This is a genomic window from Mycobacterium sp. ML4 (assembly GCF_054515735.1).
The window spans coordinates 16368-37849 of sequence record NZ_JBTNSY010000011.1 but is presented as its reverse complement, the minus strand read 5'-3'; the positions used below and the strand labels follow the sequence as shown (position 1 = coordinate 37849).

The following is a 21482-nucleotide window of genomic DNA, read 5'->3' as shown; positions in this document are numbered from 1 at the left end:
GGGCCAGCGGGCTTCAACATCGCGGCCGTCGTGGCCGGCCAGGGGATCCCGGGCAGCTGACGTGACCCCCTACGTGAAGAGGCGCACCAATCGGGACCGCAGCATTATTGTCTGGGCCGCGGCCTTCGTGGCCCTTCTTGCAATGGCAGGATGCCACGTGGAAAAGCCCTACGAGCCCACCCCGCCGTCGGAGGCTGCGCAGGCTCTGCAGCAACTGAAGGCCTTACCTTCGCTCGAAGACACCACAGCACAAGTTGGGACCGCGATGGACGAGATCACCGCGGCCGCCAGCCGACTGATTCCCTCGATCAAGTGGGAAACCCTGGATGAGGGCTCCACGGGCAACTGCGAGCGGCCCTACGAACAAACGGAAGGGCAAGATAACTTCTTGCCCCACCGCGTCGGCGAGAACGTCGCAGTGTCCGAGCAGGATTGGGCCGCCATCGCCCAAGCCGCCAGGGCTTCCGCTGCCAAGCTCGACGCCACCGATGTCGCGGTCATGAAGGACCAGCCGGCTAACCACGACGTGTGGTTCACCGGACCGACCGGCATCTCCATCAAGATCGGGTACCGGGGCAACCTGACGGTCTCCGGTTACACCGGGTGCCGGTTACCGCGCGACAAGAAGTGAGGGCGGTAAGGGGTGTTTGGACGCGGTGCTGGTGAGGAGCTTGGATTCAAGGGGCGACGCGCCCAGTTCCTGCTGGGTCAGGCCCGCGGTGTCGGTGCGACCACCGGCATCCGGGCGGTCGTGCGGGCGGTGACCCTCGCGGCTCTTCTCGCGGTGACAGGATGCCACGTGGAAAGACCTTACGAGCCCACCCCGCCGTCGGAGGCCGCGCAGGCCCTTCAGCAACTGAAGGCCTTACCTTCGCTCGAAGACACCACAGCCCAGGTGCAGGCCGCGATGGCCGAGATCACCGCGGCCGCCAGCACATTGATTCCTTCAATCAAGTGGGAAACAATGCCTGGGGACACCACCGACAATTGTGAGAGGCCCTACGAACAATCGGACGGGCAACGATATTTTTTGCCGCTCCGCGTCGCCGAGAACATCGCGGTGTCCGAGCAGAACTGGGCCGCCATCGTCGAGGCAGCGAAGGCTTCCGCGGCCAAGCTCGACGCCACCGATGTCGCGGTCATGAAGGACCAGCCGGCAAATCACGACGTGTGGTTTACCGGGCCGACCGGCATCTTCATCAAGATCGGTTACGCGGGCAACTTGGGGGTTGCGGGCTATACCGGGTGCCGGTTACCGCGCGACAAGAAAGGCGGGTGAATGGTGCTCGGAGCCAATGAGTTTCAGGAGCTTGGTCTGAAGGGGCGTGCTCGCTAGGTCAGGCGTCGATGCTTCGATGCTGCTTCCTGCGTCTGGGCGCCTTCCCCGCGGCCGAGTGCAATCGTCGCCGCCAACATCGCCGCGACCGCCATCGGCAGCGCCACCGCTCCCACACCGTGAACCCTCAGATGCTCGCCGAGCACGACAATGCCAAGCATCACCGCGACCACCGGCTCGCCGACCAGCATGATCGGTACCGACGCCTGCAATGCCCCGGTGTGAAAAGCCCACTGCTGCAAAAACGTCGCCGCGACCGCCAGGCCTACCAGCACGTAAGGTGCTGGGTCGGCGAGCAGAGCGTGCCAGCCACCGACCGCGTATCGGTTCGTACAGGTCTTGGTCAACACCGCGATCATCCCAAGCACGACGGCGACAGCCAGCCCCAACCACGTGGCGCGAACCCTGTCGGCGGTGCGACGGGCTGCCACCGCGGCGATCGCGACCACCGACACTGCGGTGGTGAGTGCGACCGTCCACGCCGCCGTGGCAGGCCGATAGTGTCCTTCCCGCGGCTGTCCAACCAGCACGAAAAGTGCGAGCGCGGCGGTCAGCAGCATGGCCCACGCCCACTCGGAACCGGGTACCCGATTCCCCGACCGTACGGCGCTGAGCGGCAGCACAAACAGCAGCGAAGACACCAGCAGCGGCTGCACCAACAGCAGGGATCCGTGCGCCAGGGCCATGGCTTGGAACGCGTAGCCGGCGACGGCCGCGCCCGTGCCCGACCACCACAGCCGGTCGCGGAGCACGGCCACGGCGCTTGCGGATCCGTCGTCAGCGGCAGAACGTTGCAGGGCGGCCTGTCGAACAACGATGCCCACCGCCGCAACGAACGATGCCAGCAGCGCCGAGCCGATCGCCACCGCATGAGACATCAGCCAATCCATGGTTCAGGCATACCCTCGTGTCCCGTTCTTCAGTGTCAGCTCTGAGGTCCCGACGTCAACAGCGGGGACGGACGGCGCGCGCTGCTCTGCACCCCGTTCAACCGCTCGGTGCGCCGGTCGGCCCGCTGTCGTAAAGTTCCGCTGCCCCTGCCGTGATCCTTACCAGGTGTAACTGCACGCGGGCGTCGGCATCGTGACGTCAGCCGCCGACCACCCGACCGTGCCACCAGGGCGTGGGCCCGGCGTTTCCCGCTGCCATCTCAAGACCTGAGCACGCGCCGCCGAAACATCCGAGTTGTATTGCTAGATGATCAGTTTGAAGACCACTGTGGGGTCGTGGACGGTGTCGTGGCCGTCGTACATCCGCGCCCCTCCTGCGGCAACCGATCGTCGGCGCAGGCGGTAGGGTTCGGACGGCCCCCGACCCGCGAATACGGCCCGGCGTCAGTCATCGGTGCGCATCGACTCCCGGATTCTTGCCAGGCGCTCGGCAGCCGCCCGCTGCCGCTCGTCGTACTGCTCATCGACGGATCGGCCTTCGGCGGTTTCGGCGGCGAGTTCCGCGGCGCCCTGAGCTGCCCCGAATCGCGTCTCAATCTTCTCGCGCACCGAGTCGAACGTCGGCACACCGGAGTTGTCGTATCCGGGGTCGGGGGTGGACGGCTGGTCGGGCATGCCCGACACGTTACTGGTGCCCGCTCCCGCGAACGTCCTGCCGGGCGAGATAGCGCGTCATCTGTTGCCAATACAGCATCGTCAAACCCATCTGCACCGTCACAGCGACCACCGCCGGACGCAGCCGACGACGGCGGGCCGAGAGCACTGCGGTCGCAGCCGCCACCGACGTTGCAGCGCTGACCAGCATGGCGGCATCGCATGGCCGGCGGGTGATCCACAATTCCTCACCGAGCATCGCCCGCGTCGCCCAGGCGCGGTGGTCCTTCGGCTTGCCGAACACGAACGGGTTGACCGCCAGCCATGCGGCGATCAGCACCGCGTGGGCCGGTCGCCGGGTCCAGATCGGTACCAGGGTCAGCGGTGTGCTGGCCCATCGGGTCCAGGCGCTCCACGGATGGCAGTGCCGAGCGAAAATCGCTCGGCAGATTCGCGCAACCGGAAGCACGCTACCTGCCGGCCGCAACCACTTGCGTATTCGCCGGTCCGGTGGAGCCGAGGGGAATGGCGTTGCCCGGCAACGGAATCCGGGGTATGCCAGGGGTGCCCAACCGGCCCGCCAGCCACGGCACCGCCGTTGCAAACACCTGGTCGGCGAACGGCCAGTCGTGCTTGCCCGGTTGCGGGACCACCGCGCAGTCGATGGCATAGGAGCGCCCGAGCGCACACAGGGCGTTGGCGGCGGCCGTCTGGTTGCTGGGGTTGGCCGCGGCATCGCGGCCCGCCAGGCGCATCGTGGCGGTGTCGGCGATCGGCAGCTCGTGATGCGACGTTGCCGGAATGGCGAACCACCCCGCGACCCCGGTATACGGGCCGTGCCGGGTGATCACACTGGTCGGGTCGAACCTGGTCCAGGCACCGGCGTCGCCGCCGTACAGCCTGGCGACGGTCTCGTCCTTGTTCCCGGCGTTGGGGTACAGGTCACCCGCGATGTCGACGAACGCGCTGAACTGGTCGGGATGCATGACGGTCAGGTCTACCGCGCAGGTCCCGCCCATCGACCACCCCACGATGCCCCAGCTGGCCGGATCGGCGCTTGTCCCGAACTTTGAAACCATGTATGGCACCACGTCTTTTGTCAGATGATCAGCCGCGTTGCCGCGTCGGCCGTTGACGCACTCGGTGTCGTTGTTGAACGCGCCGCCGGAGTCCACGAACACCAGCACAGGGGCATTGCCGTCGTGGGTTGCTGCGAAAGCGTCGATCGTTCGCACCGCGTTTCCGGCGCGTGCCCAGTCGGCCGGCGTGTTGAACTGGCCGCCGATCATCATCACGGTGGGCAGGCGAGGCGGCGGGTAACTGGCGAACCAGGCCGGCGGCAGATACACGAACTCACCGCGGTGTTTGAAATGTGACGCGTCGGACGGGACCACAACCGGCACCACACTGCCATGCGGTGGGCGCACGCCCTTGGCGACCATTGCGGCGACGGTGACCGGATCGGACTGGTCGGGCAGCGGGCCGGAGGTGAGCTGATTCCACGCCGCCTGCACCGTCGGGAAGTAGCCGACCCACATATTGAGGGTCAGCGCCGTGCTGAACAGGCACAGCGGTACCGCGAGCAGAGCGATGCCGCGGCGCCACCAGTGCGCGCTGCGCCAGCCGACCAGCAGCACCGTCACCGCCATTCCGGCCAACCCGGCCCACGTCCACAGCGCGGTTGGGGCCGGCTCAGAGGACAGCCGGCTGACGTACGCTCGCGTCCCCCACGCCGCCGCACCCCCGGCCAGCGTGGCCAGTGGCAACCAGCGCAGCCGCCAAACCCGTGTCCGCCAGCCAATGGCAACCAGCAGCGCGACCCCGGTCACGACCTGGACCGTGATCGGCACCCAGCCATTCATCAGGGACGTGTGGCTGAACGCCTGCGGACCCAATTCGCCGGCCGATGCGGCCACCGTCAAGGGAGGCGTCGACGCGGTCACAAGCTCATTGTTGTTCGCCGGAGTCCAATCCGGGACTATGTTTCCGGATTATTTCCTGTGAGTTAACTGAACCCGGACGTGCCCGCTGATCCGGGGACTAGTGCGGCTTGGCGAGGGGGAACGGAAGGGTCTCCCGGATACTGCGTCCGGTGATCAACATGACCACCCGGTCGACACCCATTCCCAGGCCCCCGGTCGGCGGCATGGCGTACTCCATCGCCTGCAGGAAATCTTCATCTAATTCCATCGCCTCGGGGTCGCCTCCGGCGGCCAGCAGCGACTGTTCTTCGAGGCGCCGCCGTTGCTCTACCGGGTCGGTGAGTTCGCTGTAGGCGGTGCCCAACTCGACTCCCCAGGCCACCAGGTCCCACCGTTCGGCGACACCGCGCTTGCTGCGATGTGGCCTGCTCAGCGGGGATACCGAGGTGGGGAAGTCGATGTAGAACGTCGGGTGTTGGGTACGATCCTCGACCAGATGCTCATACAGCTCGAGCACCACCGCGCCGGCATCCCAGTAGGCGCGGTAGGGGATGCGGGCGGCGTCGGACAGCTTGCGCAGCGTCCTCAGATCGGTGTCGGCGTCGATGTGTTCACCGAGCGCTTCGGACACGGCATCGTGGACGGTCTTGACCGGCCACACCCCGGAGATGTCGACCGGCTCGAGACGGCCGCCGTGGCTGATCGAATCATCCCGCGTCCTGGGTCGCAGCGCGGTCTGCGCACCGTTGGCGGCTTCGGCGGCGTTTTGGATGAGTTCACGACAACCGTCGATCCACACCTTGTAGTCGGCGTGCGCCTGGTAGGCCTCGAGCAGGGTGAACTCGGGGTTGTGGCTGAAGTCGACACCCTCATTGCGGAAAGCGCGACCAAGTTCGAACACCCGTTCCACGCCGCCCACACAGAGGCGTTTGAGGTACAGCTCCGGCGCTATGCGCAGGAAGAGGTCCATGGCATAGGCATTGATGTGGGTGACGAACGGGCGCGCGGTGGCTCCTCCGTGTACCTGCTGCAAGATCGGGGTCTCTACCTCGATGAATCCGTTGGCGAACAGCGTTTCGCGGATCGACCGCACCACGCTGCTACGCGCGGTGATCAGCTCGCGGGACTCAGGGTTGACGGCCAGGTCCACGTAGCGGGTGCGCACCCGCGTTTCCGGGTCAGTCAGTCCTTTCCACTTGTTGGGCAGGGGGCGCAGGCACTTGCCGATCAACCGCCAGCGGGCGACGATCAGCGATCGGGTGCCCTTGTCGCTCAAGCCCATGTGTCCGCTCGCCTCCACCAGGTCACCGAGGTCGATCGCCGCGTTGAAGTCGGCGGCGCGACCCTGCTCGAGGCGCGAATTGTCCAGCAACACCTGCATCTCGCCCGACCAGTCGCGCAGGTGTGCGAACAAGACGCCGCCGTAGTTGCGCAGCCGCAAAATGCGTCCGGCTACCGTGACGGGCGATGCGTCGTCGGCGGCCAGCGCTTCTGCGACGGTGTGACTGGGCGGTTCACCCACCGGATAGGCGTCGATGCCGCTGTCGTGCAGCCGTTTCAGCTTGGCCAGCCGAACCCGTACCTGCTCGGGCTGATGGCGTCGCTCCTCGATGTATTCCGGCAGCCCTCCCACGTCCAGGCTGCTGACGTCGGGCGCGGTGCCGTCGGGGTGCAATAAACCGGACTCCACCAGTCGCTGGGGCACCGCGGGGTGATGGCCGGTATGCACCTTGTCGCGCCGGCTGAACGGCAGCACCAGGAAGCCCTCGGCAATCACCGAGGCGACGCCCACCCGCGGCATCATGCGGGCGTCGTCGTAGCAGGCGTAGCGGGGCACCCATTCGGGCTGATATTTGGCGTTGGAACGGTACAGCGTCTCGATCTGCCACCACCGGGAGAAGAACACCAGCAGACCGCGCCACAACCGCGCCACCGGCCCAGCGCCGAGTTGCTCGCCCTGTTCGAAGGCCGACCGAAATACCGCGAAATTCAAGGAGATTCGGCTGATGCCGAGATTCTCGGCGTGCAGGGTGAGCTCGCTGACCATCAATTCGATGGTGCCGTTGGGGGAGTTGCGGGACCGGCGCATCAAATCCAGCGAGACGCCGGTGGTGCCCCACGGCACCAGCGACAGCATCGCCACCACCTCGCCGGCCGGGTCGATCGCCTCAACCAGCAAGCAGTCGCCGTCGGCGGGGTCACCGAGCCGGCCCAGGGCCATGGAGAAGCCGCGTTCGGAATCGGTGTCGCGCCAGGCGTCGGCGCGGGCGACGGTCTGCTCCATCTCCTCGGCGGGAATGTCTCGGTGGCGCCGGATGCGCACCGTCAGACCCGCGCGCCGGGCTCGGGTCACAGCCTGACGGACGCCGCGCATCTCTGGACCGGCCAGCTTGTAGTCAGCCGGCCGCAGGATCGCCTCGTCGCCGAGCACCAGCGCGTTCAGGCCCGCTTCCCGGTAGACCTGCGCGCCCTGGGAACTGGCGCCCATCACGCCCGGCGCCCAGCCGTACGTCTGGCACAGCTGCAGCCAGGCGTCGACGGCCTGCGGCCACGCCTTGGGGTCCCCGACCGGGTCGCCGCTGGCCAGGCAGACACCGACCTCAACCCGGTAGGTGAGAGCGGCGCGGCCGCTGGGCGCGAAGATCACCGACTTGTCTCGGCGAGTGGCGAAGTAGGCGAGCGAGTCGTTCTTCCCCCACAACTCGACGAGTCCGCGGATCGCAGACTCGTCCTCACCGGTCAGCGCATTCTCGGCCCGCTGGGACAGAAACAGTACGATCGCCGCGGCGATCAGCGCGAACGCGCCGAACAGACCGAAGATGGCGTTGAGAAAAACGTGCGGCCGGCCGGTGAACAGGTCAGGATCTGCGAAGCCGAATCCCACCACCCGGTTGGCCACGTATGGCAGCCGATCCTGCGCCGCCAGCGTCCCGGGAAACATCTCCACCAGAGCCCAGGACGCCAGGATGCCGATGAGTCCGCCGGCCAGCAGCACGCCGGCCGCCCTGAACAACGCACCCCTGCGAACCTTCGCCCAGAACTCCCGGTAGCCCAGCACCAGAAGGACGATCGCGACCACATGGAACGCGAACCCGAGATTTTCACCGAAGGCCTCCGCTGGAGTATTGCCACCCGCGGCGATGTCAGCGGCGTTGATGAAGGCGTGTACCACCATGTTGCCCAGCAACACCAGCCATGCGATGCGCTTTCGCGCGGTCAGGGCCGCAGCGAGCAGAGCCAGCACGAATGACCAGGCAAAACTGGTGTCCGGAAAGTTGAACAGGTAGCTGTTGATGAATACTCGCGGCCCGTGGATGAGCCAACGGATCAGCGGTGACAGACTGGCCAGCAGCGACACGGTCGCGATGACGCCCACCGTCCACCCGGCTGCCGCCGGCAGCCAGTGATACCGGGAGATCGGCCTGCGCGTTGGGCGCGGCTTAGTGAGTGTCACAGACCGCGAGGATATTCCCTCAAACCGGGAAATTCCCGGCGATACCGCCCAACTGCAAAGACAGTCTTGGTAAATGGTTGTCGAATAAGCCTGTGCCGACGGGATTGAGGGGTTGGCCGTGCTCCTGCGTTGTGGCTGCTAGACTGATCGCTGCGACCATCCCGGGCCTTGCGGCCAGGGACAGTAAAGAGGAGTCCCACTCCCACCGGTTGCCACGAGATTTCTCAAGGCAATTCGGTCCGGTCACGGGCATGTCGACATGCCCGTTCTGCGCCATTGCGTAGGCGGTTTGACCCGGTCAAGCCGTGATCGGTCGGCAACGGGCCCTGCTTTGGCAGGGCTTTTTTGCTGATGGTTGGTGTGCTTCCACCGCTGTTTCCGGCCGGGTCCAGGAATGGGTCGCACGGGAATACAAGCCAACGAGGGAGGCCCCATCAGCACTGAGACCCGCGTCAACGAGCGCATTCGCGTGCCTGAAGTTCGATTGATCGGCCCTGGGGGAGAGCAGGTAGGCATCGTGCGCATCGAAGACGCACTCCGCGTCGCCGCGGACGCCGATCTCGACCTTGTCGAAGTTGCTCCCAACGCCAGGCCGCCGGTCTGCAAGATCATGGACTACGGCAAGTACAAGTACGAGGCGGCGCAGAAGGCGCGTGAATCCCGCAGGAATCAGCAGCAGACCGTCGTCAAGGAACAAAAGCTGCGACCCAAGATCGACGACCACGACTACGAGACGAAGAAGGGCCACGTGGTCCGCTTTCTCGAAGCGGGGTCAAAGGTCAAGGTGACCATCATGTTCCGCGGCCGCGAGCAGTCACGACCGGAGCTCGGGTACCGACTACTTCAGCGTCTTGGCGCCGACGTCGCCGAATACGGATTTGTCGAAACCTCGGCCAAGCAGGACGGCCGCAACATGACGATGGTGCTGGCGCCTCACCGCGGCGCGAAAACTCGCGCCAGGGCACAGCATCCGGGAAGCGCGGCGGCGGGACCGGCTGATTCGGCCGGGGACGCGACACCCTCCTAGCAGCAACTTGCAGGGGGTACCAGAACAGCTCACCAGAACCAGGAAAATCGAGGAAACATGCCCAAGGCCAAGACCCACAGCGGGGCTTCGAAGCGGTTCCGGCGCACCGGAACCGGCAAGATCGTCCGGCAGAAAGCCAACCGCCGGCATCTGCTCGAGCACAAGGCGACCAAACGCACCCGTCGGCTCGACGGCCGCACCGTGGTGTCGGCCAACGACACCAAGCGGGTCAAATCGCTGCTCAACGGCTGAGGCAGCGCGGCAACGCATCCCCATCGAAACCCCCCATCGACAGCGGGCTTTCGGCAGCCCCCGACGATTTTGAACGAGAGTAGGAACACCCATGGCACGCGTGAAGCGGGCGGTCAACGCCCACAAGAAGCGGCGCAGCGTCCTGAAAGCTTCGAAAGGCTATCGCGGTCAGCGATCCCGGCTCTACCGCAAGGCCAAAGAGCAGCAGCTGCATTCGCTCAACTACGCCTACCGTGACCGTCGCGCCCGCAAGGGCGAATTCCGCAAGCTGTGGATTTCGCGTATCAACGCCGCCGCGCGTGCCAATGACATCACCTACAACCGGCTGATCCAGGGCCTCAAGGCCGCCGGTGTGGAGGTCGACCGCAAGAACCTCGCCGACATCGCGGTCACTGATCCGGCAGCGTTCACCGCGCTGGTCGATGTCGCTCGGGCCGCCTTGCCTGAAGACGTCAACGCTCCCTCGGGAGAGGCTGCTTAACCGAGCCCGGCGATGCTCACCGAACGCTCGGCGCGAGTGGTCGCAGCGGTCAAGCTGCATCGTCACGTCGGCCGCCGCCGCTCGGGTCTGTTTCTCGCCGAAGGTCCCAATCTGGTCGAGGCTGCCCTGCGGCGCGGGCTGGTTCGAGACCTGTTCGCCACCGAAGAAGCCGCGGGCCGGTACGAGGCGTTGGTCGCCGGGCAGGCCGCTGTCCACCTGGTGACCGAACGTGCCGCGAAAGCGTTGTCGGACACCGTGACCCCAACGGGACTGGCGGCGGTGTGCGAGATACCGGCGACCGACCTGAGCGAGGTTCTCAGCGGCTCACCAAGTCTGGTCGCGGTTACGGTCGACATCGGCGAGCCTGGCAACGCCGGCACGATCATTCGGATCGCTGACGCCATGGGCGCCGCGGCGGTCGTCCTGGCAGGGCACAGTGTCGATCCCTACAACGGCAAGTGCCTCCGCGCCTCGACGGGCAGCATCTTCGCCCTCCCTGTGGTCGTCGCGCCTGACACGCCGGCAGTTCTCACCCAATTGCGGCTGGCGGGTCTACAGGTGCTGGCCACCACGGTGGATGGTGGGACTTCTCTCGACGATGCCGACCAGATACTCGCCCGCCCCACGGCGTGGGTGTTCGGACCTGAAGCTCAGGGACTGCCCGCTGAGGTCGCCGCGCAGGCCGATCATCGGTTGCGAATCCCGATGGTCGGAGAAGCGGAAAGCCTGAACGTCGCAGCCGCCGCGGCGATCTGTCTGTATCAGAGCGCTCGGGCCCGGCGAACCCGGCCGTTGTCAGGTGTCAGCAAATCATTCTAGAGCCGGGGCTTTACCTGCGACATTTGAGTTTCGTCGCCGGAAAATTTGCTCTTCCGCTGTTAATATTCGTCCCACGTCGAATAGTTGGTGGTGTTCATCAAGCCCGCTGCCAAAGGGGGAATTTGTGTCGCAGTTAAATGTGGTGCCGGATGTGCTGAAGGCGGCGAGCGGACGTCTGCAAAGCGTGGGTGCGGGATTACGCACAGCGAATGTGGCGGCAGCCGCCCAGACGACCGCGATACTGGCGCCGGCAGCTGACGAGATCTCGGTGGCCATCACCACGCTCCTCGGCAACCACGCCCAGCAATTCCAAACTCTCAGCGCCCAGACCGCGGCCTATCACGACAACTTCGTCAGCTTGCTGAATTCCGGTGCCGCTCAGTACTTGGGCTGCGAGGTCGCGAACGCCCAGCAAACAATGGCCAATGCCGGTGCTGCCGCCTCCACCCCGGTTGATATGTTCATCAACGATCTCACCACCTTCAGCCAGACGTCCAACTTCGGTCCTTTGCAGATCTCCTCGAGCGTGGGCGTGGGCGGCGTGCACCAGTCGGCGACGCTCAACGGCCCGTTGGGACAGGTGGCCTCGCTGTCGCTGAGTGCGGCACCGGTCATCCCGTCCAGCCTGAGTGGCGTCGCGGGGTTCGCCGCGAATGTCACCGGGACGGTGAACACCGCGCTCGGTCCGGTGACCTGGATGTCGGCGGGCGGTAACGTCTTCGTCTCACCCACCGGCGGTTTCACCGGAGCGCTGTACGGCCCGACTCCGCTTGGCCCCACCGCGATATCGGTGAGCGGTCCGGTGCCATTCATGGTCACCGGCGGCTCGGTCACCGCACTGGGCTGGGAGTTCTACTTCCATGGCACACAGTTCGGCTTCGTTCCGCTGTTCCTGCAGCCACTTGGGCTGGGCGTCTAAGCGGAGTCAGGCCGCCCGGCTGCGTCCGCGCGACGGCCGCAGGCCGGCAATCGACAGCGTGCCGTGCACCAGCGCCCCAGCCCGCTCCATGATCACGCGGGCCGGCTCGAGGGGAAAACGCGCACGTGGCGGAAAGTAATGCATGGGTAGCCCGCGGCGGTCGCGCGGCGGTGCCATGAACGCGGGTGCTTCCACCAGCGGTGCGTCGCGGCGGATCCGTCCTTCTGCCCGGCGGTAGGCCGCCAGTGCCCGTGGGTGCAGCCGGATCTCGTCGGGTACCGCCAAGAACGCCAGCTCGACCAGCTTCCCGAACACCCGCAGCAGAATCTCGTCGCCCGGTGTCCAGTGCATTCCCGCCTTCTCCCGCACCGCAGGCTCGAAGAGGCCGGCCGCGATCCAGCGTTGGCCGGCCACCATCGGCCGGAACATCTGATCCCAGATCGGTGTGGGAATCAGCACGAACTTCGGTTTGGGAATCCGCATGTTGAAGATGTCCAGGGTCGCTTGGTTGATTTCCAGCTCGTCGCGGCCCACCCGCTCCCAGTACTCCTGGAATTCCTCCCACGATTTGGGCACCGGGCGCATGCTCATCCCGTACATCCGGTACCACTGCACGTGCTCGTCGAACAATTGCCGCTTCTCGGCCTCGGTCAGGCCTCCGCAGAAATATTCGGCGACCTTGATCACCAGCATGAAGAACGTCGCGTGTGCCCAGTAGAACGTCTCGGGGTTCAGCGCGTGATAGCGCCGGCCCGAGCCGTCGGTTCCCTTGATGGTGCGGTGATAACCCTTGATCTGTTGTCCGGTCTGAGCGGCGCGGTCGCCGTCGTAGACCACACCCATGATGGGGTACACAGACCTGGCCACGCGCTGCAGCGGTTCGCGCAACAGGATGGAATGCTCGGAGACCCCCGCGCCCAACTCGGGATACATGTTCTGGATCGCGCCGATCCAGATGCCCATCATCCCGGTGCGCAGGTCTCCGAAGTATTTCCAGGTCAGCGAGTCGGGCCCGAGAGGGTCAGCCGTTGTCGTCGAAGTAACGGTCATCACGGCCTCCACAGCGCCTTGGCCGCGGCCTGACTCGCGGCCTGATTGGGGCTCACGATAAACGGTGACAACATACGTTGTCTAGCACATCGACAGGTGCGCCGCGTCTGTGTTACGGACTCTCCACGGCCCTGCCGCACGCCCGTGATCAGGGTGTTTGGCGCCATATGTGACGAAAGTGGCGGGGGCCTCGTTGCCTGGTTCGGTCCGGACCGCCTACCCTGGCCGAGTGGAGGTCGGGCCTGACAAAGCGGAGTCCGGCATGCCCGATGAGACCGCCACGGCGGTGGCCGAAGAGGAGGTCCCCCGCCGTCGTTCGCCCGCGAAATGGCTCAGCAGCACCAACCACAGTCCGGGCGTGGTGGCTTTTGTGAAAAGGGCGCGGCGGCTGCTGCCGGGTGATCCCGAGTTCGGCGACCCACTGTCCACTGCCGGAGAGGGCGGTCCGCGGGCCGCCGCGCGCGCAGCGGACCGGCTGTTAAGGGACCGCGACGCGGCCTCTCGCGAGGTCAGCCTGGGGGTGTTGCAGCTGTGGCAGGCGATGACCGAGGCCGTATCCAAAAGGCCGGCAAACCCGGAAGTGACGCTCGTGTTCACCGACCTGGTGGGTTTCTCCGCCTGGTCGCTGCAGGTTGGGGACGACGCCACTCTGACCTTGCTGCGTCAGGTCGCGCGCGCCGTCGAAACCCCGTTGTTGGACGCCGGCGGTCACATCGTCAAGCGGATGGGCGACGGCATCATGGCGGTGTTCCGTCGCCCGGAGGTCGCCGTCAGAGCGGTCCTGGCGGCGCGCGAGGCGATCAAAAGCGTTGAGGTGCAGGGGTATCGGCCACGGATGCGGGTCGGTATCCACACTGGCAGGCCGCAGCGGCTGGGTTCGGACTGGCTGGGCGTTGACGTGAACATCGCCGCCCGGGTGATGGAGCGCGCGACCAAAGGTGGCGTAATGATCTCCGGACCGACTCTGGACCTGATCCCGCAGAGCGATCTGGACGCCCTGGGCATCGTCGCCAAGCGGGCACGGCGCCCGATGTTCTCCAGCAAACTCACCGGCATCCCCGCGGATCTGGCGATCTACCGCCTCAAGACTCATAGGGAGTTGTCAGCCGGTGATAACACGGACGAGACAAAGTCCATGCATAGTGGAACGTGATGCTTTCTGAATTTGTGTCCCGGCTGTCGCGGGTCCGCTTCACGGTCGGCTACGTGGCGGCCCTTTTTGCGGTCAGCACCACGATGTTGATGATGAGCCCACAGACTCACGACCGTGTGATTCGACATGCCAGCACGAACCTGCACAACCTGTCCCACGGACGCCTCGGCACCCTGGTGGGCAGTGCATTCGTCGTCGAGGCCGGCCCGCTGTGGTTCTGGCTGCCCTTCCTGACTTGTCTTCTCGTGCTGGCCGAACTGCACCTGCGCACCATCCGGTTGTTCGTGGCATTCATGGTCGGGCATATCGGGGCCACGTTGGTGGTGGCAGCCGCGCTGGCAGCAGCGGTGGAGCTCGGCTGGATGCCCTGGTCGATCACCCATGCCAGCGACGTGGGAATGAGCTATGGCGCCCTGGCGGCGCTCGGGGCGCTGACCGCCACGATGCCGCGCCGGCTGCGTTCCGCGTGGATCGGATGGTGGATCTCGGTAAGTGTGGTCGCGGCAGTCATCGGCGGCGAATTCACCAATGCCGGCCACGCCGTCGCGGTCACCCTGGGGGTCTTGGTCTCACTTCGTTTCCGCGCGCCGATCCACTGGACGCCGCTGCGCTGCTTGATGCTGCTGGGGTCCGCCGGTTTCGGCTTCCTGATGCTGGCGCACAGCATGTGGGGGATGGCCGGCGGCCTCGTGTTCGGTCTTGCGGGGGCATTGATCGCGTACCTCATCGCGAGTCGGTTCGGTAGCGGCTTTGGCGAGGCGCACTCCGGCACGCAGCCCGCGACGGCCTGACGGCAGCCGAACGGCACAGTTCGACAGCAACTGATCGCTCGCCGTGGTGATCCGTGACACAACGGCCGATGACTTATGATCGGCAGTTGCGTCAATCACCCGTGCCGTGAAACCTCCCGCCGATGATGCGGGCCGCGCTCGAGCCCTCGCGCGGGGGTAGAGGCCGGGCAGCCCGACCAGCCTCAGCAAGGAGAGTGCCGCCGCGTGGGTGATCAACCCGTCGACCTGTCGCCGGAAGCTCTGGCAGCGGCGGTCGAGGCTGCCCAGCAGGCCATTGCCGCGGCCGAGAGTCTGGATGCGCTGGCACACGCCAAGACCGAGCATCTCGGCGACCGCTCGCCGTTGGCGTTGGCGCGACAAGCGCTTGGCAGCCTGCCCAAGGATGATCGCGCCGATGCCGGCAAGCGGGTCAACGTCGCCCGCGCTGAAGCGCAGCGCAGCTACGACGAACGCCTGGCGGCGCTGCGCGCCGAGCGGGACGCAGCAGTGCTGGTGGCTGAACGTATCGACGTCACGCTGCCTTCGACCCGCCAACCCACGGGCGCACGTCATCCGATCACGATGCTGGCCGAGCACATCGCCGACACCTTCGTGGCGATGGGATGGGAACTGGCCGAGGGACCGGAGGTGGAGACCGAGCAGTTCAACTTCGACGCCCTCAACTTCCCGCCTGATCACCCGGCGCGCAGCGAGCAGGACACCTTCTACATCGCGCCCGAGGAGTCCCGGCAGCTGTTGCGCACCCATACGTCGCCGGTGCAGGTGCGCACTCTGCTGGCGCGCGAATTGCCGGTGTACATCATCTCGATCGGACGCACCTTCCGCACCGACGAACTCGACGCCACCCACACACCGGTCTTCCACCAAGTCGAGGGGTTAGCTGTTGACCGCGGGCTGACCATGGCCCATCTACGCGGCACCCTGGACGCATTCGCTCGCGCCGAATTCGGAGCGTTGGCGCGCACCCGGATGCGCCCGCACTTCTTTCCCTTCACCGAGCCCTCGGCGGAGGTCGACGTCTGGTTCGAAGGCAAGAAGGGCGGAGCCGGCTGGGTGGAGTGGGGCGGCTGCGGAATGGTGCACCCCAACGTCTTACGGGCCGCCGGCATCGACCCCGAGGTCTACTCGGGCTTCGCTTTCGGAATGGGGCTGGAACGGACCCTGCAGTTCCGCAACGGCATACCCGACATGCGCGACATGGTGGAAGGCGACATCCGGTTCTCGCTGCCGTTCGGGGTGGGGGCCTGATGCGCGTTCCGTACAGCTGGCTGCGCGAGGTCGTCTCGGCCGGAGCGCCGGGATGGGATGTGGGGCCCGCGGAACTCGAGCAGGCTCTGGTGCGCATCGGTCACGAGGTGGAGGAGGTAATTGCGCTCGGTCGGGTCGACGGCCCCCTAGTAGTGGGCCGCGTAACCGAGATCGAGGAACTCAGCGGCTTCAAAAAACCCATCCGCGCCTGCCTGGTGGATGTCGGTACGCACGAACCGCAGGAATTCGTCTGCGGTGCAACGAATTTCGCTGTAGGCGAGCTGGTGGTGGTGGCGCTGCCCGGCGCCACCCTGCCCGGGGATTTCATGATCGCCGCGCGCCGGACCTACGGTCGCAGCTCCAATGGGATGATCTGCTCGGCGGCCGAACTCGGCCTGGGAACAGACCATTCCGGCATCCTGGTCCTGCCGCCGGACACCGCCGCACCCGGAACCGACGGTGCCGCGGTGCTGGGCCTCGACGATGTGGTCTTCCATCTGGCGACCACGCCGGACCGGGGTTACGGGCTGTCGGTGCGCGGCTTGGCCCGCGAGATCGCGTGTGCCTACGACCTGGACTTCATCGATCCCGCGGCGGTCGAGCCATTGCCCGCCGAGCGTGAAGCCTGGCCGCTCACGGTGGACCCCGCGACAGGGGTCCGCCGGTTCGCATTGCGCCCGGTCAGCGGAATCAACCCGGCCGCGGTGTCACCGTGGTGGCTGCAGCGCAGGTTATTGTTGTGCGGCATCCGCGCCACCTCACCGGCGGTCGACGTGACCAACTACGTGATGCTCGAACTGGGCCACCCCATGCACGCCCACGACCGCTCCCGCATCACGGGCGGCTTCCGCGTGCGGTTCGCGGAACCGGGCGAGACCGTCCGCACCCTCGATGACGTCGAGCGCAAGCTGGAACCGGTGGACGTCCTGATCGTCGACGACGTCGCGACCGCGGCGATCGGCGGTGTGATGGGCGCGGACACCACCGAAGTGCGCGCCTACTCCACCGACGTGCTGCTTGAGGCCGCGGTATGGGACCCGCCGGCGATTTCGCGCACCCAGCGTCGGCTGCACCTGCCCAGCGAGGCGGCGCGCCGGTATGAGCGCGCCGTCGATCCGGCCATCTCGGTGGCCGTATTGGACCGGTGCGCCAGGTTGCTCGCCGATATCGCCGGGGGAGTCGTCGAACCAACCCTGACGGACTGGCGGGGCAACCCGCCGCGCGACGATTGGTCCCCTCCGCCGGTCCAGATCGCGGCCGATCTGCCAGACCGTATCGCCGGGGTGGGCTACGCGCCGGGCACCACCGCGCGGCGCCTGAGGCAGGTGGGCGCGGCGGTGGCACAAAACGGCGACACGCTGACCGTCACCCCGCCGAGTTGGCGTCCTGACCTGCAGCAACCCGCCGATCTCGTGGAAGAGGTGTTGCGGCTGGAGGGGCTCGAGGTGATTCCGTCGGTGCTGCCGTCGGCTCCGGCGGGGCGCGGACTGACGGCAGTCCAGCGACGTCGTCGCGCGATCGGGAAGTCCCTGGCGCTGTCCGGCTATGTGGAAATTCTGCCGACGCCGTTCCTGCCGGCGGGCGTGTTCGACCTGTGGGGGTTGCCCGCCGACGACCCCCGCCGCAGGACCACCAATGTGGTCAACCCGCTGGAGGCTGACCGCCCGCAGTTGGCCACCACGTTGCTGCCGGCTCTGCTGGAGGCTTTGCACCGCAACGTCTCCCGCGGCCTGGGCGACGTCGCGCTGTTCGCCGTCGCGCAAGTGGTGCAGCCCAGCGAGTGGACCCGGGCCGTCGAACTCATCCCCGTCCACCGTCGGCCCACCGACGACGAGATCGCCACCCTTGACGCCTCGCTGCCTCGCCAACCTCAACACGTGGCCGCGGTGCTGGCGGGACTGCGCGAGCCGCGCGGCCCCTGGGGACCCGGTCGCGCCGTTGAAGCCGCCGACGCTTTCGAGGGGGTACGGATCATCGCGCGGGCCAGCGGCGTCAACATCACGCTGCGGGCGGCCAGCTATTTGCCATGGCATCCGGGCCGGTGCGCGGAGGTTCTCGCCGCCGGCACCGTCGTCGGGCATGCTGGTCAGCTTCATCCGGCCGTGCTCGAGCGTGCCGGGCTGCCGAAGGGGACCTGTGCGGTCGAGCTGGACCTGGATGCCATCCCCCTGGGTGGGGCACTGCCCGCGCCGCGAGTGTCGCCTTATCCGGCCGTGTTCCAAGACGTCAGCCTGGTGGTACCGGCCGACGTGTCCGCTCAGGCGGTCGAGGATGCCGTGCGTGAGGGCGCCGGCGACCTGCTCGAGCATCTGCAGTTGTTCGACGTGTTCGTCGGCCCGCAGATCGGGGCGGATCGCAAATCGCTGACATTCGCCCTGCGGTTTCGGGCGCCGGATCGCACGCTCACCGAGGACGATGCCACCGCGGCCCGCGATGCCGCGGTGCGATGCGCCGCCGAGCGCGTCGGCGCCGAACTGCGTAGCTGAAGAGGCTGGCGACTACTGCAGTTGTGGTGAAGACAACACAAGTGGGCATCGATGAACAACAAGTCTTGTGCGGCGGCAGCGGAAGTTGTGCGTGCGATGTCACCGAGACGCTTGCAAGGGTGATCACGCGGATCAAGTGAGTGTTCGAGCGACCCCATGTTCCACCAGTGTTTGGCATCCGGCCATAGGCTCGCAACCCTACGGTCAACTGTCAGCCTGGTTACCAAACCTGTTGACTCACCTGAGATTACGTCCGATGCAAGGCCGTTCGACAGCTGCTACGCTCTCCCACTGTGCGCGGTATTGGTGCACTGGGTAAGCGAGCGCGAAGGGAAATATCGAGATGTCTTGGCTTAACGGTGCGTCCGACCTGATGACGGTTGTAAAGAGTGCGTACACCGGCGGTAGCGCTATCCAAAACCAGGACTGGGGTTCGCTAGGCGCGAGTGCGGGCACGATCGTCGGCAAAGGCTTGATGTACGCCGGTAAGCAGAACGCCACTCTTGCGAACGCGTTGAAGACCTCCGGCACAAAGGTGTTGCCGACCCCGACAGCTGTTGTCGACGCGGCAGCGATCGCACTGCTTGTCGTGGACTTTCTCAACGGATTCGGCACTCCCAACAGTGGGTCCGCCGTGAACACCGCGTCGGACAAGTTTGACCTTTACACCACCGCTTTGGTCCCGGGGTGCATTCCGGACCCTCGTGACTGGTCGGGTCCTGCCGCGAGCGCCTACACGGCCCAGGTCAACGCACTCGTTGACTACGTGGCGACGATGGAGGAATACGACAAAACCCTGAAAGGGAAGTTGCAAAGCCAAGCCAGCGAGATCAAGCGGGCGCACATGTGCATCACCGTCAACGTGGCCGTGCTGACCGCCGCAGCGGGTGTCGCCCTCGCCCTGTACCTGATTCCCATCGTCGGGCCGGAAGTGTCGCTGGCGTGGCAAATTATCGCCGCCTTCGCGTGTTGTGCGGCGGTCTTCGTCATTGAGATGCTCACGCTGGCGAACTCGATGTCCCTGTCGAACGAAGTGGCCGCATTGGCCCAGCAGTACGTCGCGCTCGGCCAGGAGGTGGAGGCGAAGATGGCGGGCACCTTCGGACAGATCAGGGGCAAGGTAGCGACCGAGACCTCATCCCAACTCTCGGAGTTCAAGAACATCTCCGACGGCCTGTCGAGTTTCTCCGCCCCGCCGAGCGTCTCGTCGTTGGCCGCGGCTGCCGGCGATGCCGCCTCACCGTCGCAAAAGGCCCTGCTCGACGCTCAAGAAGCGGCTTCGGTGACGAGTACGGTTGGTGCACAAGCGCAGACGCCGCAGGCGACCCCGGAACCAGCCGCGACGGCGCCGGTGGCAGCCGCAGCGCCGGGGGTCGCGTTCACGCCGCCCAGCCTGGCGCAGGTTTCGCAGATGGCAGGCGCGGCCTCGAGAGTCTCGCAGAACCTCTCCCAGCCACTCAACCAGACGATGCAAGGGGTGCAGCAAATCACCCAAATGGGCCAGCAGGGCCAGCAATACGGTCCAGCGGGTGCGGAACCCGGCGAGGAAGATGCGGCAGAAGCGCCTGCCGACGAGACCGCGGCGGCCGGGGCAGCCTCAGGCCCAGAGGGTGCGCAGCGCGCACCGATCGATGCCCCGAGGGCCGGCACCGAAGAGGCTCCAGCTGGCCGCGGGCGGGTTCTGTGACCTGACCAGCGCGTCAAAACTGTAGCGCGTCAATGCCTTAGCTAGTGGGCAACGAATTTGGGAGACTGATCAATGACAGAGCTAACCGTCTCACCGACAATCCTCGCGACACTGGCGAGGAACCAAACGGATGCGGCGGCCTATGCGCAGGCCGGGGCCGACGCACTGTCGGGGACCGGAAAGGATTGCTGGGTTAGCCACGGGGTAATCAGTGGAGCCAGCAATGTGGCATTCGACACGATCGAAGGTATTCGCCAAGCCACCGGAACAGCCTTTGCCGACGCCAGTCTCGGCCTGGCGGCCAAGCTTCAAGCCGCCGATGCGGCGTATGGGGGCGTTGATGAGGAATTGGCTGACAACCTGCAGTCACAGATGCGTGACAGATAGCCGTGTCCGGTCCCTGCGCCGCCCGCACGCGCAGTCCTGGTTGCCGAAGTCGTCGGCATGGAGGTCATCACCGATGGCATGGTGGCGTTGCCCGACCGCTCGCAGCGCAGCGATTTCCCTCCGGCGCCGGGGATTCGGCCAAATAGCGTTCCAACCGCACCCGAAGGTCGCGGCTCCGCTCATCCCTGCCGGTGCCCGATTCGACTAACCCGTTCGCGACACCCTTGACGCCGTTTCGCACCGCATACCACTGACGAAGGAAGACGAAGCGATGCCACATCCCGACGACCACGACGACCTTGGCGCCTACGACTTCTACGACGCCGACGAGAGCGGCGACGACAGCGACGACGACTCGGACGCGCTGGACTTTCCCGACGCCGAAGACGTCAACGGCGACCAGTCGGCTATCAGCGACATTGACGCCCTGGACAACGACTACGCGCCGGATGGGCCTGCTACGGAAGACGCGGGCACCGCGCTGGAGGCCATCGATTTGGTGACGGAAGTCGCCGAGGAGGAGGTGCAGGGCGAAGAGGAAGAGGGTGTTCAACTGTTCTCGGTAGTCAACCCCTCCAATTCCGTGATGGTGTCAGCGCTTATGGACGGCAGGACGGAGCGGGTCAAGCTCTCGCCCAAAGCGATACGTCAGACCGAAGCCGAACTCGTGCAGGAGATTATCGTCCTGGCCGAGCTAGCCCGGCTCAAAGGGCTCGCCGGCCAGCACACGTACCTGCTCGAGAACGCTTCTCAATCCGAAGGGTTGCAAGAACTCGGCGCGCTCGGGTTGGATGGCAAAGAGGTTCTCCGAACCTTCATGGAGACCGGGATGCAGTTGCCCACACCGGAGCAAGCCTCCGAGGCACAGGCTGAAGTCTTCGCCACCCGATACCGGCAGGACGATGATTGACCACCTGGCTGGGCAA

General features: G+C 66.1%; 20 protein-coding genes. 14 read left to right on the top strand and 6 right to left on the bottom strand.

All coding sequences use genetic code 11. The annotated features are described in order from the left end of the window. Positions 1-61 precede the first annotated feature (61 nt). Both ACX9NE_RS14225 and ACX9NE_RS14220 read left to right on the top strand, forming a co-directional pair. Positions 62-631 (top strand): LppA family lipoprotein, encoded by a 570-nt coding sequence (locus ACX9NE_RS14225; protein WP_459363783.1) that lies wholly within the window; start codon positions 62-64, stop codon positions 629-631. Between the two features lie 120 nt (positions 632-751). Then, on the top strand, positions 752-1279 hold the full coding sequence (locus ACX9NE_RS14220) for an LppA family lipoprotein (protein WP_459363782.1): 528 nt from the start codon (positions 752-754) through the stop codon (positions 1277-1279). A gap of 53 nt (positions 1280-1332) precedes the next feature. On the opposite strand, the gene ACX9NE_RS14215 is transcribed toward ACX9NE_RS14220, so the two are convergent. The 5 genes from ACX9NE_RS14215 to lysX all read right to left on the bottom strand — a co-directional run bounded on the left by ACX9NE_RS14215 (position 1333) and on the right by lysX (position 8256). Then, on the bottom strand, positions 1333-2214 hold the full coding sequence (locus ACX9NE_RS14215; protein ID WP_459363781.1) for a DMT family transporter: 882 nt from the start codon (positions 2212-2214) through the stop codon (positions 1333-1335). A gap of 456 nt (positions 2215-2670) precedes the next feature. Further along, positions 2671-2901 (bottom strand): hypothetical protein, encoded by a 231-nt coding sequence (locus ACX9NE_RS14210; protein ID WP_459363780.1) that lies wholly within the window; start codon positions 2899-2901, stop codon positions 2671-2673. Between the two features lie 10 nt (positions 2902-2911). Next, the gene (locus ACX9NE_RS14205; protein WP_459363779.1) at positions 2912-3349 is read right to left on the bottom strand and encodes a DUF6653 family protein; all 438 of its coding nucleotides are present in this window, start codon (positions 3347-3349) and stop codon (positions 2912-2914) included. A gap of 1 nt (position 3350) precedes the next feature. Next, positions 3351-4823, bottom strand: a complete 1473-nt coding sequence (locus ACX9NE_RS14200; protein ID WP_459363778.1) for an alpha/beta hydrolase — start codon at positions 4821-4823, stop codon at positions 3351-3353. Positions 4824-4920: 97 nt separating this feature from the next. Continuing rightward, positions 4921-8256, bottom strand: coding sequence for a bifunctional lysylphosphatidylglycerol synthetase/lysine--tRNA ligase LysX (gene lysX / locus ACX9NE_RS14195; RefSeq protein ID WP_459363777.1), 3336 nt, complete (start codon positions 8254-8256; stop codon positions 4921-4923). A 433-nt stretch (positions 8257-8689) separates the two neighbouring features. Here lysX and infC point away from each other — a divergent pair, with 433 nt between their 5' ends. The 5 genes from infC to ACX9NE_RS14170 all read left to right on the top strand — a co-directional run bounded on the left by infC (position 8690) and on the right by ACX9NE_RS14170 (position 11754). Continuing rightward, positions 8690-9283 carry a translation initiation factor IF-3 gene (gene infC / locus ACX9NE_RS14190; protein ID WP_459363823.1) on the top strand — a complete coding sequence of 198 codons (594 nt, stop codon included), beginning with the start codon at positions 8690-8692 and terminating at the stop codon, positions 9281-9283. Between the two features lie 57 nt (positions 9284-9340). Further along, the gene (gene rpmI / locus ACX9NE_RS14185; RefSeq protein ID WP_459363776.1) at positions 9341-9535 is read left to right on the top strand and encodes a 50S ribosomal protein L35; all 195 of its coding nucleotides are present in this window, start codon (positions 9341-9343) and stop codon (positions 9533-9535) included. A 91-nt stretch (positions 9536-9626) separates the two neighbouring features. Beyond that, positions 9627-10016 carry a 50S ribosomal protein L20 gene (rplT, locus tag ACX9NE_RS14180; protein WP_459363775.1) on the top strand — a complete coding sequence of 130 codons (390 nt, stop codon included), beginning with the start codon at positions 9627-9629 and terminating at the stop codon, positions 10014-10016. 12 nt (positions 10017-10028) lie between these two features. Then, entirely contained in the window at positions 10029-10835 is an 807-nt protein-coding gene (locus tag ACX9NE_RS14175; protein ID WP_459363774.1) for a TrmH family RNA methyltransferase, read from the top strand. 124 nt (positions 10836-10959) lie between these two features. Next, a complete protein-coding gene (locus ACX9NE_RS14170) occupies positions 10960-11754 on the top strand; it encodes a PE family protein (protein ID WP_459363773.1) in 795 nt (264 codons plus the stop codon). A gap of 6 nt (positions 11755-11760) precedes the next feature. On the opposite strand, the gene ACX9NE_RS14165 is transcribed toward ACX9NE_RS14170, so the two are convergent. Next, the gene (locus ACX9NE_RS14165; RefSeq protein WP_459363772.1) at positions 11761-12804 is read right to left on the bottom strand and encodes an oxygenase MpaB family protein; all 1044 of its coding nucleotides are present in this window, start codon (positions 12802-12804) and stop codon (positions 11761-11763) included. A gap of 262 nt (positions 12805-13066) precedes the next feature. On the opposite strand from ACX9NE_RS14165, the gene ACX9NE_RS14160 reads away from it, so the two are divergent. The 7 genes from ACX9NE_RS14160 (at position 13067) to ACX9NE_RS14130 (ending at position 21466) form a co-directional block, all read left to right on the top strand. Further along, positions 13067-13957 (top strand): adenylate/guanylate cyclase domain-containing protein, encoded by an 891-nt coding sequence (locus tag ACX9NE_RS14160; RefSeq protein WP_459363822.1) that lies wholly within the window; start codon positions 13067-13069, stop codon positions 13955-13957. Then, the gene (locus ACX9NE_RS14155; RefSeq protein ID WP_459363771.1) at positions 13957-14748 is read left to right on the top strand and encodes a rhomboid-like protein; all 792 of its coding nucleotides are present in this window, start codon (positions 13957-13959) and stop codon (positions 14746-14748) included. Before ACX9NE_RS14160 ends, ACX9NE_RS14155 begins: the two co-directional genes overlap by 1 nt. Positions 14749-14952: 204 nt before the next feature. After that, the gene (gene pheS, locus ACX9NE_RS14150; protein ID WP_459363770.1) at positions 14953-15996 is read left to right on the top strand and encodes a phenylalanine--tRNA ligase subunit alpha; all 1044 of its coding nucleotides are present in this window, start codon (positions 14953-14955) and stop codon (positions 15994-15996) included. After that, entirely contained in the window at positions 15996-18482 is a 2487-nt protein-coding gene (gene pheT / locus ACX9NE_RS14145; protein ID WP_459363769.1) for a phenylalanine--tRNA ligase subunit beta, read from the top strand. The genes pheS and pheT overlap by 1 nt, the downstream gene beginning before the upstream one ends. 373 nt (positions 18483-18855) lie before the next feature. Further along, entirely contained in the window at positions 18856-20169 is a 1314-nt protein-coding gene (locus ACX9NE_RS14140; RefSeq protein WP_459363768.1) for an EspA/EspE family type VII secretion system effector, read from the top strand. A gap of 72 nt (positions 20170-20241) precedes the next feature. Beyond that, complete coding sequence (locus ACX9NE_RS14135) at positions 20242-20556, top strand: type VII secretion target (protein ID WP_459363767.1); 315 nt, start codon at positions 20242-20244, stop codon at positions 20554-20556. Between the two features lie 271 nt (positions 20557-20827). Continuing rightward, positions 20828-21466, top strand: a complete 639-nt coding sequence (locus ACX9NE_RS14130; RefSeq protein ID WP_459363766.1) for a hypothetical protein — start codon at positions 20828-20830, stop codon at positions 21464-21466. Positions 21467-21482: the final 16 nt, after the last annotated feature.

Coding starts and splice junctions, on each gene's coding strand:
- ACX9NE_RS14175 (WP_459363774.1), top strand. CDS start 10,029: ATGCTCACCGAACGCTCGGCGCGAGTGGTCGCAGCGGTCAAGCTGCAT.
- ACX9NE_RS14155 (WP_459363771.1), top strand. CDS start 13,957: ATGCTTTCTGAATTTGTGTCCCGGCTGTCGCGGGTCCGCTTCACGGTC.
- ACX9NE_RS14140 (WP_459363768.1), top strand. CDS start 18,856: ATGACGGTTGTAAAGAGTGCGTACACCGGCGGTAGCGCTATCCAAAAC.
- ACX9NE_RS14165 (WP_459363772.1), bottom strand. CDS start 12,804: ATGACCGTTACTTCGACGACAACGGCTGACCCTCTCGGGCCCGACTCG.
- rplT (WP_459363775.1), top strand. CDS start 9,627: ATGGCACGCGTGAAGCGGGCGGTCAACGCCCACAAGAAGCGGCGCAGC.
- ACX9NE_RS14215 (WP_459363781.1), bottom strand. CDS start 2,214: ATGTCTCATGCGGTGGCGATCGGCTCGGCGCTGCTGGCATCGTTCGTT.
- ACX9NE_RS14130 (WP_459363766.1), top strand. CDS start 20,828: ATGCCACATCCCGACGACCACGACGACCTTGGCGCCTACGACTTCTAC.
- ACX9NE_RS14210 (WP_459363780.1), bottom strand. CDS start 2,901: ATGCCCGACCAGCCGTCCACCCCCGACCCCGGATACGACAACTCCGGT.
- rpmI (WP_459363776.1), top strand. CDS start 9,341: ATGCCCAAGGCCAAGACCCACAGCGGGGCTTCGAAGCGGTTCCGGCGC.
- pheT (WP_459363769.1), top strand. CDS start 15,996: ATGCGCGTTCCGTACAGCTGGCTGCGCGAGGTCGTCTCGGCCGGAGCG.
- ACX9NE_RS14135 (WP_459363767.1), top strand. CDS start 20,242: ATGACAGAGCTAACCGTCTCACCGACAATCCTCGCGACACTGGCGAGG.
- ACX9NE_RS14160 (WP_459363822.1), top strand. CDS start 13,067: ATGCCCGATGAGACCGCCACGGCGGTGGCCGAAGAGGAGGTCCCCCGC.